This is a genomic window from Actinosynnema sp. NPDC004786, assembly GCF_053601135.1.
This window is the reverse complement of the sequence record NZ_JBSGBG010000044.1, coordinates 15,295-29,862: the sequence shown is the minus strand read 5'-3', so window position 1 is coordinate 29,862 and position 14,568 is coordinate 15,295. Positions and strand designations below refer to the sequence as shown.

Below are 14,568 nucleotides of genomic sequence, written 5' to 3'. Positions count from 1 at the left end.
CACCAGGCAGAGGGGTGGCGGATGGACGAGGAGCGGACGACCGCGAGGACGGTTCAGGCACGGTGGGCGGTGACCACCGTGTTCGGGATCAACGGGCTGCTGATCGCGAGCTTCGCGGTGCGTACTCCCTCGCTCAAGCAGGACCTCGACCTCACCGCCGGGCAGCTCGGGCTGCTCGGCGCGCTGTTCGGCGTGGCCGGGGTCCTCGCCATGCAGATGAGCGGCGCGCTGACCGCGCGGTTCGGCGGCAGGCGGATCGTGTGGATCACGGCGCCCGCGCTGCCCGTGCTGCTCATCGGCATCGGCCTCGCGCCGGAGTTCCTGGCGATGGCCGTGGCGCAGATGGCGTTCGGCGCGGTCCACGGCATCCTCGACGTCAGCATGAACGTGCACGCGGTCGCCGTGGAACGGGCGTCGAAGCGGCGGATCATGAGCGGCTGCCACGGCGCGTGGAGCATCGGGTCCATCATCGGGGCGCTGGTCGGGTCGGGCGCGGCCCACGTCGGCATGTCCCGGACCGAGCACTTCACGCTGCTGGCGGCGGTGCTCGTGCCCGCGGCCCTGGTGGCCGGGCGGTTCCTGCTGCCGACCCGGGCCGACCGGGGCCCGGAGAAGGCCGAGTCGCTCGGCGGCCGGTGGACCTCGTGGCGGACCGGGTGGACCCGCACGTTGCTGGTGTTCGGGGCGATGGGCGTCATGGTGATGACGGCCGAGGTGGCGGTCGCCGACTGGAGCGGGGTGTTCCTGCACGAGGACCGGCAGGCGTCGCTCGGCCTGGCCGGCCTGGCCTACGTCGCGTTCGCCATCTGCCAGACCACGCCGCGCCTGGTCGGCGACCGGATCCAGGCCCGCGTGTCCGCGACGCGCCTGCTGCGGTGGAGCGGCCTCACCGCGGCCGCCGGCATGGCGGTCGTGGTGCTCAGCCCGTCGCCGTGGCTCGGCATCGCCGGGTTCGGGATCGTGGGCCTGGGCGTGTCCCTGGCGCTGCCCGTGCTGTTCGGCGCGGTCGGCCACTACGGGGCCGAACTCACCGGCGGGAGCGACGCCGGGGCGGCGGCCATGGTGTCGCGGTTCAGCACCATGACCTACTCCGGCATCCTGGTCGGCCCGGCGGTCATCGGCTGGATCGCCGACTCCATCGGGCTGCCGTGGACGCTGGCGCTGATGATCCCGTTCCTGCTCGGGGTCGCGGCCGCGGCCCGGACCGTCGACCTGGCCCGGCGGCGCAGCGGCGCGGTGACGGACGTCGACGTGCTCCCGTGACCCTCGTCCGCGCCCGGTTGTCCGGTCCCTGCCGGCGGTCACGGCCGCCGGCGCGGTGACGGAGCCCGCGCCCGGTTGTCCCGTCCCTGTTCGACGTCACCGCCCCGGCGTGGATCGGGACGGCCCGCCGGCGCGGTGACGGACGTCGACGCCCGCGCGGGTCGCGGCCGGACTGCCGCGACCCGCGCGGGGCGGACGTGCCAGGAGCGCATCCTGAGAGATGCCCGCCCACCTCGCGCCGGCTACCGTCCGATCACAGACCGTCACCTCGCCGATGATCTGAGGTACCGCATGGACATCGCCTTCACCTTCGACTCGGCGTACGGGCGCCACGCGCACGCCGCCATCGAGTCGGTCCTCGACCACCACCGCTCGCCCGACGTCGCCCTCTGGCTCCTGGTGGCCCCCGACGTGACGGCGGAGATGAGGGACCGGGTCACGTCGCAGGTGGGGGACCGGGCCCGGGTCACCATCCTCGACCCGGACGTGCGGCTGGACGACCTGCCCGTGTCCACGGTCGACGAGTTCGGCTACGTCAGCAGGGCGACCTACCTGCGCCTGCTGTTGCCGCGCCTGCTGCCCGGGCACGTCGAACGCCTGCTGTACCTGGACTGCGACATCCTGTGCGCCGGGTCGCTGCGCGAGCTGTTCGACCTCGACCTGCGGGGCAACGTCCTGGGCGCGGTGCGGGACGCGCACGCGGGCAGGCTGTCCGACATGGGCGGGCTGCCCGGACTGGCGGGGTACCCGGACCTCGACCCGGACGCGCCCTACTTCAACGCCGGGGTGCTGCTGATCGACCTGCCGACCTGGCGGGACCGGGCCGTCACGGAGCGTTGCTTCGAGTACGTCAGGCGGCACGCGGCCGAGGCCCGGTTCACCGACCAGGACGCGTTGAACCGCACCCTGCACGGGAGCTGGCTGCGGCTGCCGAAGACGTGGAACCACATGCTCGCGGAGATCGACCCGTCGACGGCGGACGGCATCGAGCGGGCGCGGCTGGTCCACTCGATCGGCCCGGTGAAGCTGTGGGACGACGACTGCCCGGACAACGAGCGGAAGGCGCGGTACGACGAGTACCGCCGCAAGGCCGAGGACGCCATCGCGAGCCGGGTCTGACCCCGGATCGCCGCGCTCGCGGGGGGCGCGGCCGGACCGGGACGGGCGGCGTTATCGAGCATCCTCCGAGATGCACTGCCGTCACCCCGGGCGCGACCATGGTGGGGGTCGAGCGCCGCGGGCCACGACAGGGCGTGGGGGCGCGTGATCGAGCGGTCCGCCCCGGGCCACGGCCGGATCCCCGCGCTGCGACCGCCCCGCCCGTCCATCCGTCGAGGTCCCCGTCGTGCCGGTGCGGGGCCGTCGTTGAAAGCGAGAAGTCCATGACCACCACCCCAGGTACCGTCGCCGACGAGCAGGCGCTGATCGCGGCCGTGCCCGCCCGCATGGTCGAGCTGTGGGCCGCGCACGACGCCGACGCGTTCGCCGAGCTGTTCCTCGAGGACGGGACCCTGATCCTGCCCGGCGTCTACAAGAGGGGCCGCGCCGAGATCCGCGAGTTCATGGCGGCCGCGTACGCGGGCCACTACAAGGGCACGACCGTCACCGGGCAGCCGATCGACCTGAAGCCGCTGGCGCCCGGCGCGGTCGCGCTGCTGACCGTGGGCGGCGTGCTGCCGCCGGGGGAGACGGAGCTGACGGAGGCCAACGCCATCCGGGCGTCGTGGATCCTCGTCAAGCGGGACGGCGAGTGGAAGCTCGCGGTGTACCAGAACTGCCCGCGCGACACGCCGACCTCCTGACCGCCGGTCACGGCACGGGGGCGGGGACCGCTGGTCCCCGCCCCCTTCGCGTGCGCCCGCCGACCGTCAGGACGGCAGGGCGCGGCGGAACTCCCGCAACTCGGCCACGAACAGGTCCGGTTCCTCCATCGCGGCGAAGTGGCCGCCGCGGTCCAGCTCGCTCCACCGCACGATGTTCGGGAACGCGCGGTCGGCGAAGCTGCGGACCGGCAGCGCCGAGTCCCGGGGGAAGACCGCCACGCCCAGCGGCACGGGCAACGGCGGCTGCTCGGGCGGCGGCGTCGGAGAGGTCGGCAGGGTGTCGGCCATCTCGCAGTACAGCTGCGCGGACGAGCCGGCGGTCCCGGTCAGCCAGTAGAGCATGACGTTGGTGAGGAGCTGGTCGCGGTCCACCGCGTCCTCGGGCACCTTCGCCGAGTCGCTCCACTCGCGGAACTTCTCGACGATCCAGGCCAGCTGCCCGACCGGCGAGTCGGTCAGCCCGTAGGACAACGTGTGCGGCCTGGTGGCCTGCAACGCCATGTAGGCCGACCCGGTGTCCACGAAGGACTTGAGCAGTCCCAGGCGTTCGAGGTCGACCGGGCCGAGGCCCGCGAACGCCGACGGGTCGGCCGGGGGAGCGGTGATGAGGAAGTTGACGTGCGCGCCCAGCACGTGCGGCAGGTCCATCCCGGCCAGGGTGAGGCTGATCCAGGCGCCGATGTCGCCGCCCTGCGGGATGTACCGGTCGTAGCCGAGGCGGCGCATCAGCTCCGCCCACGCGGCCGCGATCCGGCCGATGCCCCACCCCGGCCCGCTCGTCGGTCCGGACAGGCCGAAGCCGGGCACGGACGGGATGACGAGGTGGAACGCGTCACGCGGGTCGCCGCCGTGCGCGCGGGGGTCGGTCAGCGGCCCGATCACCGACTGGAACTCGGCGACGGACCCCGGCCACCCGTGCGTGATGATCATCGGCACGGCGTCCGGCTCGGGGGAGCGCACGTGCAGGAAGTGGACCTTCGTGCCGTCGATCTCGGTCACGAACTGCGGGAACTCGTTCAGCCGCGCCTCCGCCGCCCGCCAGTCGTAGCCGGTGCGCCAGTAGTCGGCCAGCTCCCTGAGGTACCCCGGCGGCACACCGCGGTCCCACCCGACGTCGGGCAACCCGCTCGGCCAGCGCGTGGCGGCCAGCCGGTCGCGCAGGTCGTCCAGGTCGGACTGCGGCACGTCGATCCGGAACGGCTCCACCGGAACCCCGGCGGTCGCGCGGACGTGGTCAGACATGCGCCGCCACCCGACCCCGCAGCCGGACCGGGCAGTCCTTGCGGCCGTTCATGATGAAGCTGCCCTGCGGCTCCAACCGGTCGCGCGGGACGGTCAGCTCGATGTCCGGGTAGCGCTCGAACAACGCCGGCAGCATGGCCAGCGTGGCCACCTTGGCCAGCCGCACGCCCAGGCAGTAGTGCACGCCGTGCCCGAAGGACAGGTGCGTCTTGTCGGCGCGCGTCGCGTCGAAGACGTCGGCGGTCTCGCCGTGCAGCTTGGGGTCGCGGCCGATCGCCGCGTAGTCGATCATCAGCGGGTCGCCCTGCTCGATCGTCACGCCGCCCAGCTCGAACCGCTCGGTGGCGAACCGGAAGGGCAGGTGGGCGACGGGGCACTCGACGCGCAGCGTCTCCTCCATCACGTCCTCCCACCGCACCTCGCCGCTCATCACCTTGTCGCGCAGGTCCCGGTCGGACAGCACGGCGATGATGGCGTAGTTCAGCGAGTTGACCATCGTCTCGGAACCGGCGCCCAGCATCAGGTGCAGGGTGCCGATCAGCTCGGAGTCGGTCAGCTGCGAGCCGTCCTCCTCCTTGGCCGCGATCAGGGCGCTGGTCAGGTCGTCGCCGGGGTGCTCGTGCTTGAACGCGACCAGGTCGGCGATCGCCTTCTCCCACTGGTCGACGTTGGCCTCGGCCTCCTCGGGCGTGATCCGGGTGTCCACGTTGACGTGCCCGCCGCGCAGCACGTCGGCCCGCGCCTCCTCGGGCACGCCGAACAGCTCGCACATCAGCCGGGAGGGCAACGCCTGGCAGTACCGGGACTTGAGGTCCACCACCTCGTCCGGGTCACCGGCGCCGATCTCGTCGAGCAGGTCCTGGACGATCACGTCGATGTGCGGCGCCATCGCCTCGACCCGGCTGGTGGTGAACGCCTTGAGCAGCAACCGCCGCAGGCGCGCGTGGCCGGCCCCGTCGTGGGTGGCCATGTTGTCCATCGCGACCCAGCTGATCATCGGCCAGTCGCGGGGGATCTCGCCGTTGATGTAGGCGGGCCAACTCGTCCTGGGGTTCTTGGAGAACCGCTCGTCCAACAGGATCTGCTTGGCCAGTTCGTAGTCGTGCACCGACCAGGCGCGCACCCCGCCCGGCAGCTCGACCAGGGCGATCGGGCCCTGCTCGCGGAGACGGGCGCTCTCCCCGTGGGTGTCGGCGCCCTGGGTGTCGAGGACGTAGGGGCATTGGGCTTCAGCCATGGGGACACAGCCTCCCTGTGGGTGAACTCCGGGGGATCGGCACGGGCGCCGCGGGAGTCCGGGACCGACCGGCGCCGATCGAACGATCCGTCCCACGGTAGATCGGCGGGCGGCCCGTCGGATCTTCCAGAGTGCTGCACCTGTCGCGGGCGGCGAAGCGGTCGTCCGTCGCGTGCGGAACCGTCCACCGAGGAGGATCGACCGGCGGTGATGGCGCACTTTGGAAGGTGCGTCCGGTGTGGCGCGCTGTAACGCTCCTGGTATCCAGCCCGCATCCTGGGGAGGCCACATGACGGATCGGATCGGGGACCGGGCGGTCGTCCTGGGCGGCAGCGTGGCGGGGCTGTTCGCGGCCAGGGTGCTCGCCGACTTCTACCGCGAGGTGACGGTCGTGGACCGGGACCGGCTGATCGGCGTGACGGGACCGCGCCGCGCGGTGCCGCAGGGGCACCACATCCACGGCCTGCTGGCCCGCGGGCAGCAGATCCTGGAGGAGCTGTTCCCCGGCTTCACCAAGGAGCTGGCCGACACCGGCGTGCCGACGCGCGACTTCGGCACCAGCCTCGGCTGGCACTTCAACGGCCGCGGCATCCGCAAGGTGGAGACCGACCTGGTGTGCATCTCCGCCGGCCGCTGGCGGCTGGAGGAACGGATGCGCGACCGCGTGGCCGAGCTGTCCAACGTGACGTTCCTGGAGAACACCGACGTCGTCGGGCTCGACGCGGCGCCGGGCGGCGACCGCGTCACCGGAGCCCTGGTGCAGGACCGCGACGGGTCCGAACCGGCACGGCGGCTCCCGGCCGACCTGACGGTCGACGCGACCGGCCGCGGCTCCCGCACACCCCGGTGGCTGCGGGAGATGGGCTACCCGCAGGTGGAAGAGGAGCAGGTGCGGATGGACCTCACCTACACCACCTGCGACTTCCGCGGCCCGCTGGAGCACGACCCGATCGGCGACGGCATCGCGATCATCTCCGTGGCCACGCCCGGAAACCCGCGCGGCGCGACGTTCGCCCGGCTGCCCGACCGCTACTCGGTGTCCCTCAACGGGATCCTCGGCGACCGGCCGCCCACCGACCCGGAGGGCTTCCTGGCCTACGTCCGGTCCCTGCCGGTGCCGTCGATCTTCGAGTCGGTGCGCCACGCCGAGCCGATGGGCCCGCCGGTCACCTTCCGCTTCCCGAGCAGCGTCCGCCGACGGTACGAGAGGATGGCGCGGCTGCCGGAGGGCCTGCTCGCCCTGGGCGACGCCGCGTGCGTCTTCAACCCGATCTACGCGCAGGGCCTGTCCGTGGCCGCGATCGGCGCGGTCGTGCTGCGCGAGCACCTCGGGCGCGGGCCGAGCCCGGCCCGGCGGTACTTCCGCGACCTGGCGCGGGCGATCGACGCGCCGTGGGACATGTCGGCGGGCGGCGACCTGGGTTTCCCCGGCGTCGAGGGCCGCCGCACGCTGAAGGTCCGGATGGGCAACGCGCTGATGTCCCGGCTCCAGGTCGCGGCGACCAGGGACAGCGACGTGTCGCGGGCCTTCATGCGGGTCGCCGGGCTCGTCGACCCGCCCACCGCCCTGATGCGGCTGCCCCTGCTGTCCCGAGTCCTGTGGCAGGCCCGAACCCGGTGACCCACCCCCTCGCACGACGATCCCCAGCGCAACCCGGAGGGTGCAATGACATCGACCACGCAAACCCTGCCCCCGACCGACCTCGAGGGCCGGACGTCGGCCCTGACGCCGCTCCTGCGCGAGCACGCGTTGTGGGCCGACGAGAACCGGCGCCAGCACGACGCCGTGCTCGCCGCGTTGGGGGAGGCCGGGGTCTTCCGGATGCGGGTGCCCACGCGGTACGGCGGCGCGGAGGCGGACGCGGGCACGATGCTGCGGACGCTGGTCCAGATCGGTCGCGGTGACGGCTCGGCCGCGTGGCTCTCGGCGGTGTGGTCCACCTGCGCGTGGCTCACCGGGTTGTTCCCGGACCACGTGCAGGACGAGGTGTTCTCCACCCCGGACGCGCTGGTGTGCGGCGTCCTGAGCCCGACCGCCACCGCCGTGCCCCGCGACGGCGGCATCGTGGTCGACGGCCGGTGGCAGTTCATCAGCGGGGCGCTGCACAGCCGGTGGCAGCTCGTGCTGGCCATGGCCCCGACCCCGGACGGCGGCGCGCAGTGGCCGGTCATGGCCCTGGTCCCGCTGTCGGACCTGGAGATCGTGGACGACTGGCACACCTCCGGCCTGCGCGGCACCGGCAGCGTCACCACCGTGGCCCGCGGCGTGTTCGTGCCGGGCGACCGCGTGCTGCCGATGGTCGGGATCCTCCAGGGCCGGTACGCGTCGGTGCTCAACGCCGACTCGCCGATCTTCCGGGCCCCCATGATCGCCACCGGCTGCGTCGCGTTCGCGGGCAGCGCCGTGGGGCTGGCCAGGGCGGCCCTGGAGACGTTCCTCGACCGGCTGCCCGGCCGCAAGATCACCTACACCGACTACACCAGCCAGCGGGAGGCCCCGCTGACCCACCTCCAACTGGCCGAGGCGACGCTGAAGGCCGACGAGGCGGAGTTCCACGCCACCCGGCTGGCCGCCACCGTGGACGAGAAGTCCGCCACCGGGGAGCCGTGGACGGTGCTGGACCGGGTCGCCGCCCGCGCCGCCCTCGGCCGGGTGCTGGGCCTGGTCAAGGAGTCCGTCGACGTCGTCAGCACGGCGAGCGGCGGCTCGTCGGTCTACTCCGACGTGCCGATCCAGCGCATCTCCCGCGACATCCAGACGCTGAACCTGCACGCGCTGATGCACCCGAACACCAACCTCGAACTGTACGGCCGGGTGCTCTGCGGCCTGGAGCCCAACTCGATGTACATCTGACGGGCACGGCGGCAGGGGGTGGGCGGGAGACCGCCCACCCCCTGCCGCCGTCGTGCGTCCGGGGTGGTGGAACGCCGCGACACCGAGCGGTTCGGGCACCTGCGCCACCTGTGCCGGCCAAGGTTGGCGGGGTTCGGGTCGTGAATCTTCGGCACCGGGTCCTGTGCGGGGCACGCCGCCGGGCGCGGTTCGCGGGGTCGGGCCTCGCGGTCGGCGTCGACCAGGTCTTCGGCACCCGGGGTCCTGTGCGCGGCGCGCTGTTGTGCGCGGTTGGCGGGGTTCGGGCTCGTGAGGTCTTCGGCACCGGGGCCTGTGCGCGGCACGCCGCCGGGCGCGGTCCGCGAGGTCCCGCCTCGCGGTCGGCTCCGGCGGCGCGTCCGGCCGCGGCCCGAGGGCCGGCAGGGGCGTGGGACGAGCCCTTGCCGGAGACCCCGGACCGGAATCAGTCGATCACCGTCGCCGTGACCCGGCGCGCGCTGTTGCGGCCCTCCGGCGAGGGCGCGCCGTAGGTCACGTCGACCCCGCGCTCGCGCAGGGCGTGCACGATGCCGGGCATGGCCCGCTCGGCGAGCGCGGCGATGGTCAGCGCCGGGTTCACCGTCAGCGCGCCCGGCACGGCCGAACCGTCGGTGACGAAGATGCCGGGGTGGCCGCGCAGCTCGTGCCGGTCGTCCAGCGCCGAGGTCGCCGGGTCGTCGCCGATCCGGCACGACGCCAAGGGGTGCACGGTGTACGCGCCCACCACGTCGTTGGTCCACGGCTCGACCCGCGACAGGCCGTCGCGCTCCATGATCTCCTTGACCGCCGCGTCGGACTGCCGCCAGCCGAACAGGGTGTTCTCGGTCGGGCGGTACCGGATCGGCCCGCGGCCGAGCATCTGCTGCGAGATCCGGTACGCGTTGCCGGTGGGCGGGGGAGGGCCGAACACGCCTTCGTTGTCGTCCTCGGTCATGGAGAAGATGGTCAGCCAGGACTGCCACCTCTCGACGATCCGCTTCTTCTCCGCGCCGAACCACGACGGGCCGCTCGCGTCGGGCACCTGGGCCAGGATCGTGCCGAAACCGGGCGGGAAGTACAGCTGCTCCAGCGAGTAGCGGGAGAACTCCGGCAGCGAGCCGTCCAGGTTGTCCCAGCTCGCCACGACCGGGCCCTTGCCGATCTGGTTGGCGGCGTAGGCCAGGCCGTCCTCGCGGCTCAGGCCGAGCAGGTCGCGTGCCTTGTCCTCGTCGATGATCGCGGTGTTGAGCCGCTCGCCGTTGCCGGAGAAGTACTTGCCGACCGCGTCCGGCATCGTGCCGAGCGTCGCCTCGGACCGCTGGAGGATCACCGGGGTGGCGCCCGCGCCCGCGGCCAGGACGACGATCTTCGCGTCGATCTCGCCGCCGCCGACGTGCACGCGGTAGTCGACGTCGTGCACGATGCTGTACCTGACCCGGTAGCCGCCGTCCTCGGTGCGGCCGATCTGCTGGACCTCGTGCAGCGGGCGGATCTCCGCGCCGTGCGCGACCGCGGCGGGCAGGTAGTTGAGCAGCAGCGACCGCTTGGCGTCGAACCGGCAGCCCGCCATCATCCAGTTGCAGTTGGTGCACAACGCCTTGTCGATCGCCACCGGCACGGGGTTGGCGGTGCGGCCCGCGTGGTCGCACGCGGCGGCGAACAGACCGCCCGCGTAGCTGACGTCGTCCCAGGTCTGGGTGGACACGGGCAACGCCTCGCTGACCCGGTCGTACCACGGGTCCAGGGTGTCGCGGGTGATCGCGGAGGGCCACATCCGCCGGCCGATGCTGCCCTTGCGCTCGAAGATGAACCGGGGGGCGCGGGGCATCGCGGCGAAGTAGACGACGCTGCCGCCGCCGACGCAGTTGCCGCCCAGCAGGCTCATGCCGTCCCCGACCACGAAGTCGAAGATCCGCGTGTAGGAGGAGCCGAGCAGGAAGTCGTGCTCGAAGTCCTTGCCCTCGAGCCAGGGGCCGCGTTCCAGCACGGTGACCTTCGCGCCGCCCGCGGCGAGGTGGTAGGCGGCGATCGCGCCGCCGAACCCGCTGCCGATGACGAGGACGTCGGTGCTCTCGGTGGTCGTCATGCGGGGCTCCCCGAGGGCGTGGTGTCCGGGTGCAGGCGGGCCAGCGGTCTGCCGTAGGAGTAGGCGGGGAACCGCCAGAGGCCGTCCGGGTCCGGCTTCGCGAAGCCCATCGCGACCAGGCCCGGGTGGTCGGCCGCGATCGCCTCGGCGGTGGGCAGGTGCGCGCCGGTGTCGAAGGCCATGTTGCTGAACAGCGCGAGGGCCACCCAACCGTCCTTCTCCGGGTGGCCGGGCGACGTCAGGGCGTGCACGAGCGCGATCCGGTCGGCGTAGGCCAGGGAGACGAAAGGCGGCACCGAGCCGTCCAGTTCGATCCCGCGGTCGGCGGCGTACGCGCTCGCGTGGTCGTTCAGCATCCGGGTCAGGTCGTCCAGTCCGGCGGCGATTCCGGCGGCCGGTGTTTCCAGCAATGCGACCGCGCCCGCGATTACCGCTCCGCCACCGGTCGCCGCGCCCGCGATGGCGCGATCGTCCGGCGCCCGTTTCTCGCCGGGAACTATCGTGTCCGCGAACGCTTCCAGCGTCATGGTTCGACCATCCTGTGGAATTTCCGGTGGCACGGCGTGTTCCTCCTGCGGTCAGGGGGGAGAAGGCCGACAACCCGTCCGGGGGTTGTCCGCGGCGCGCGGAAGGGCTTCCGCGGAAGCCGGTGTCGGTCATATCGTCGGACGTTCGTGAAGGCGCACGCATCTTCGTGCGTGCGGTCTTCGGCGCGCCCCGGTCGCGGTCCGTTCGGCGACACCGGGGCGGGTCCGGTCGTAACGCGTACCGCTGAAGGAATGAACCCCGGACCGGAACCCACCGGTCACCATATGTGCCGGTCAGCGGTGCCCTACCACACTCCCGCCGGGATCCGATGCTATTTTTGCGGTGCTCCGCTAGGCGTGTTGGAGTACGTCCGGCCGCCTTACCTCCGAAAATTTCGCGGGCGTTCGACGAACAATGATGATTACTGTCGCGGTGTCCGGATCGGACGTTCCGGTTGTTCACAAGATCGCGACCTCTCCGCGGCCGCGTTGATCGGAAATGCGGGGCGTTGTCGGCTGGTTCGGGCGTCTTGCGAAGACCGTGGACGGCCTGGTAGCTTGCCGTGTGGCAAAGACTTTTTGACAAATTGCTGGGGAACTGGGGAAACCGAAGCGGGCAGGTTCGGCCGATGCCGAATCTGCCCGCGCTGAAGTTGCGCTTCCATCAGGTCACGCACCGCGGTGTGGTGCCACCGCGGCACGCTTTACCGGGCAACTTGTGTCGTCTACGAGTTGGGGGCAGTAGTGGAGGAAGTCATCGAAAAAGCCATCGGGCGAGTGATTGACTTCATGCACGAGAATCTTGGTGAGCATTTCACGATCGACGACATGGCACGGACCGCGATGTACAGCAAGTTCCACTTCTCCCGGGCGTTCCAGCGGGCCACCGGCATCTCGCCGGGCCGGTTCCTCTCGGCGATCCGGCTGCAGGAGGCGAAGCGGTTGCTCCTGTGCACGTCACTGACCGTCACCGACATCAGCCACCGGGTCGGCTACACCAGCGTCGGCACCTTCAGTTCGAGGTTCCGCAACAGCGTCGGTGTCTCGCCCACCACCTACCGCGAGCTCGGTGGTTTCGCACCGGAGATCCCGATGGCGAGGCGGGCCTCCGACGCGTCGTCCACGACCGTGCAGGGCGAGATCCTCGAGTTACCCGGGCGGCCGCCCGGTCTGATCTTCGTCGGGCTCTTCCCCGACCGGCTCCCGCACGGGTCGCCGGTCCGGTGCTCCGTGCTGGAAGGGCCCGGCCGGTACGTCCTCAACTCGGTGCCGGCGGGCACCTGGCACGTGCTGGCCCACTCGGTCGCCCTGGGCCGCGAGTCGACGCTCGGCGCGGGGCCGCTCGCCCCCGACCAGGCGCTCGCCGTGGCCTCGTGCGGGCCGATCACCGTCCGCCCGGACGTCCCGGTGACGCAGGCCGACCTGGCGCTGCGCCCCATCTCCGCCCTCGACCCGCCGGTCCTGCTGGCACTGCTGGACGTGCGGATGGTCGCGTTGCAGGGCGAACCCGTGAGCTGATCCGCCACCCGGATCCGACGGGAAGGACCCGCCACCCGGATCGGGTGGCGGGTCCTCCGCTCATGGGGGGCGCGGTCAGCGGGCGGCGTGCACCGTCATCGGCAACCCGCCGCGCACCCGCAGCGAGAGCATCGGCTCGGGCACGACCTCGTAGCCCGTCACCGTCCGCAGGTCCAGCTCGCGGGCGATCACGGCGGTGGTGAAGGTCGCCTCCATCATCCCGAGGTGGCTGCCCACGCAGAACCTCCTCCCGGCCCCGAACGGGATGTAGGCGTAGCGGGGCCGGCCGTGCTTCGCCTCCGGCGTGAACCGCTCCGGGTCGAACCGCGCGGGCCGCTCCCAGAACGCCGGGTGCCGGTGCAGGGTGTACGGGCAGATCAGCACGTCCGAGCCCTTCGGCACCCGGTACCCGCCGACCACGTCGTCCTGCTGCGCCACCCGCGGCAGGATCCACACCGGCGGGTACAGCCGCATGGCCTCCTCGACCACCATCGTGGTGTAGCGCAACGCGGGCAGGTCCTCGAAGGCGGGCGCCCGGTCGCCGAGCACGGACCGCGCCTCGGCCCGGACCCGCTGCGCGACCTCCGGGTGCCGGTCGAGCAGGTGGAACGTCCACCCGAGCGTGCTCGCCGTCGTCTCGTGCCCGGCGAGCATCAGCGTCACCAGCTCGTCGTGCAGCCGCTGGGTGCCGAACGCCGGGTCCCGCTCCTCGCGGATCGAGACGAGCAGCCGGGACAGCACGTCGTCGCCGGCGCCGCCGTGGGCGTCCCGCCGCGCCGACAGCTCGTCCACCACGCGCCGCAACTCCCGGCGGGCACGGCGGAAGCGGAGCTGGTGCGGCAGCGGGACCCACATCGGCACCGCGCTCATCGTCACCATCTCGAACATGGCCTGGTCCTGCACGGCCTCGAACGAGTGGCCGATCGAGGCGAACTCCGACAGGTCCTCGTCCAGCAGGGTCCGGCCGAGCACGTCGAGGGTCAGGCCGGTCATCTCGCCCATGAGGTCGACCGGCCCACCGCCGATGCGCGCCTTCAACCGGTCCACGAGCCGGGCCGCGGACTCCGCCACCGCCCGCGCCTTCCCGGCGATGCGCTTGTGCTGGAACGCGGGCTGGGTGGCCTTGCGCTGCTTGCGCCACAGCTCGCCCTCGCTGGTCAGCAGGCCGTCGCCGAGGGCGCGGCGCGCGTGCACCAGGCCGATGCCCTTGTGGTAGTTGTCGGCGTTGTCGGCCAGCACCTGCTTGGCGTGGTCCGGGTGGTTGAAGAAGTAGAGCGTCTTCGGGCCGATCGCCATCCGGACGGCGTCGCCGTACCGGTCGGCGGCCGAGGACATCAGGTCGAGCCGGTCGCCCGCCAGCTTCCGCAGCAGGCTGAACGTCGCGCTGCGGGGCGGCCCCGGGGGAGTCCGCCCGAGGTCGGCCGCGGACCCGGTCACGTCGGCACGACCTCGGTGCCGCCCGGCGACCCGGCGACCGGGGAGTCCGAAGTGGACGTCGCGCCGGACCGCACCCCGTGGCGGGCGCGGGTCGCGACGCCGGGGGAGTCGACCGACCCGGTGGAGCCGCCGCCGACGGATCGCGGCGTGGGGGCTTCGTCGGGCGCGGGGGTGGTGAGAGGCCACATCCCCGCCCGCGCCGATCCGAGGGCCGCGCGGTCGAGGGTGTCGGAGGTCGTGCACGGGATCGTGCGCGGTGCCGCGACGACCCTCGGGTCGTGGCGCGGCGGGCTTGGTTTCGTCTCGGCCATGTCGGTCCCCTCTTCCTTGGCCTGGTTGCCGAGCCGCCGGTCGTACCGGCCCGAGCGGGGTCGCGGGTCGTGCTCGACGACCCGGCCGGCGAGGTCGGGTCGGCCCACGTGCGCCGGGAGCGGAAACCTGCCCGTCGGGGCGGACGCGAGTTCGTCGTGGGGCAGGGGGCGCGGCCGGGGGAAAGCGGAGGAACCCGCCGCGTGAACGACCGGGCACGAACCGGAAACGTGCTCGCGAACAGCCTCGCATGATCGCCGGCGGCATTGCTTCTC

The 14,568-nt window shown here is 72.5% G+C and carries 12 protein-coding genes; 6 read left to right on the top strand and 6 right to left on the bottom strand.

Annotated features, from left to right (window positions below):
* The first annotated feature begins 69 nt into the window (after positions 1-69).
* From ACWEFJ_RS30980 to ACWEFJ_RS30970, 3 genes are all read left to right on the top strand, one after another.
* Positions 70-1,263, top strand: a complete 1,194-nt coding sequence (locus ACWEFJ_RS30980; protein ID WP_378097650.1) for an MFS transporter — start codon at positions 70-72, stop codon at positions 1,261-1,263.
* Positions 1,264-1,554: 291 nt separating this feature from the next.
* Positions 1,555-2,382: a glycosyltransferase family 8 protein gene (locus ACWEFJ_RS30975; protein ID WP_449715906.1), complete on the top strand. Its 828-nt coding sequence runs from the start codon at positions 1,555-1,557 to the stop codon at positions 2,380-2,382.
* Positions 2,383-2,645: 263 nt separating this feature from the next.
* Positions 2,646-3,065, top strand: coding sequence for an SgcJ/EcaC family oxidoreductase (locus ACWEFJ_RS30970; RefSeq protein WP_378097844.1), 420 nt, complete (start codon positions 2,646-2,648; stop codon positions 3,063-3,065).
* A 66-nt stretch (positions 3,066-3,131) separates the two neighbouring features.
* Here the strand turns inward: ACWEFJ_RS30970 and ACWEFJ_RS30965 are convergent, their stop codons facing one another.
* Together ACWEFJ_RS30965 and ACWEFJ_RS30960 are read right to left on the bottom strand one after the other, a co-directional pair.
* The gene (locus ACWEFJ_RS30965) at positions 3,132-4,328 is read right to left on the bottom strand and encodes an epoxide hydrolase family protein (RefSeq protein ID WP_449715905.1); all 1,197 of its coding nucleotides are present in this window, start codon (positions 4,326-4,328) and stop codon (positions 3,132-3,134) included.
* On the bottom strand, positions 4,321-5,565 hold the full coding sequence (locus ACWEFJ_RS30960) for a cytochrome P450 family protein (protein WP_449715904.1): 1,245 nt from the start codon (positions 5,563-5,565) through the stop codon (positions 4,321-4,323). The genes ACWEFJ_RS30965 and ACWEFJ_RS30960 overlap by 8 nt, the downstream gene beginning before the upstream one ends.
* A gap of 289 nt (positions 5,566-5,854) precedes the next feature.
* Here ACWEFJ_RS30960 and ACWEFJ_RS30955 point away from each other — a divergent pair, with 289 nt between their 5' ends.
* Complete coding sequence (locus ACWEFJ_RS30955) at positions 5,855-7,186, top strand: FAD-dependent oxidoreductase (RefSeq protein ID WP_449715903.1); 1,332 nt, start codon at positions 5,855-5,857, stop codon at positions 7,184-7,186.
* A 45-nt stretch (positions 7,187-7,231) separates the two neighbouring features.
* Entirely contained in the window at positions 7,232-8,419 is a 1,188-nt protein-coding gene (locus ACWEFJ_RS30950) for an acyl-CoA dehydrogenase family protein (protein WP_449715902.1), read from the top strand.
* Between the two features lie 442 nt (positions 8,420-8,861).
* Here the strand turns inward: ACWEFJ_RS30950 and ACWEFJ_RS30945 are convergent, their stop codons facing one another.
* Together ACWEFJ_RS30945 and ACWEFJ_RS30940 are read right to left on the bottom strand one after the other, a co-directional pair.
* Complete coding sequence (locus tag ACWEFJ_RS30945; RefSeq protein ID WP_378096620.1) at positions 8,862-10,502, bottom strand: FAD-dependent oxidoreductase; 1,641 nt, start codon at positions 10,500-10,502, stop codon at positions 8,862-8,864.
* Positions 10,499-11,029 carry a DUF5987 family protein gene (locus tag ACWEFJ_RS30940; RefSeq protein ID WP_449715901.1) on the bottom strand — a complete coding sequence of 177 codons (531 nt, stop codon included), beginning with the start codon at positions 11,027-11,029 and terminating at the stop codon, positions 10,499-10,501. The genes ACWEFJ_RS30945 and ACWEFJ_RS30940 overlap by 4 nt, the downstream gene beginning before the upstream one ends.
* A gap of 789 nt (positions 11,030-11,818) precedes the next feature.
* Here ACWEFJ_RS30940 and ACWEFJ_RS30935 point away from each other — a divergent pair.
* A complete protein-coding gene (locus ACWEFJ_RS30935; protein WP_378096627.1) occupies positions 11,819-12,547 on the top strand; it encodes a helix-turn-helix transcriptional regulator in 729 nt (242 codons plus the stop codon).
* Positions 12,548-12,622: 75 nt separating this feature from the next.
* On the opposite strand, the gene ACWEFJ_RS30930 is transcribed toward ACWEFJ_RS30935, so the two are convergent.
* Together ACWEFJ_RS30930 and ACWEFJ_RS30925 are read right to left on the bottom strand one after the other, a co-directional pair.
* Positions 12,623-13,984 (bottom strand): cytochrome P450, encoded by a 1,362-nt coding sequence (locus ACWEFJ_RS30930; protein WP_449715900.1) that lies wholly within the window; start codon positions 13,982-13,984, stop codon positions 12,623-12,625.
* A complete protein-coding gene (locus tag ACWEFJ_RS30925; RefSeq protein ID WP_449715899.1) occupies positions 13,981-14,403 on the bottom strand; it encodes a hypothetical protein in 423 nt (140 codons plus the stop codon). Before ACWEFJ_RS30925 ends, ACWEFJ_RS30930 begins: the two co-directional genes overlap by 4 nt.
* Between the last annotated feature and the right edge of the window lie 165 nt (positions 14,404-14,568).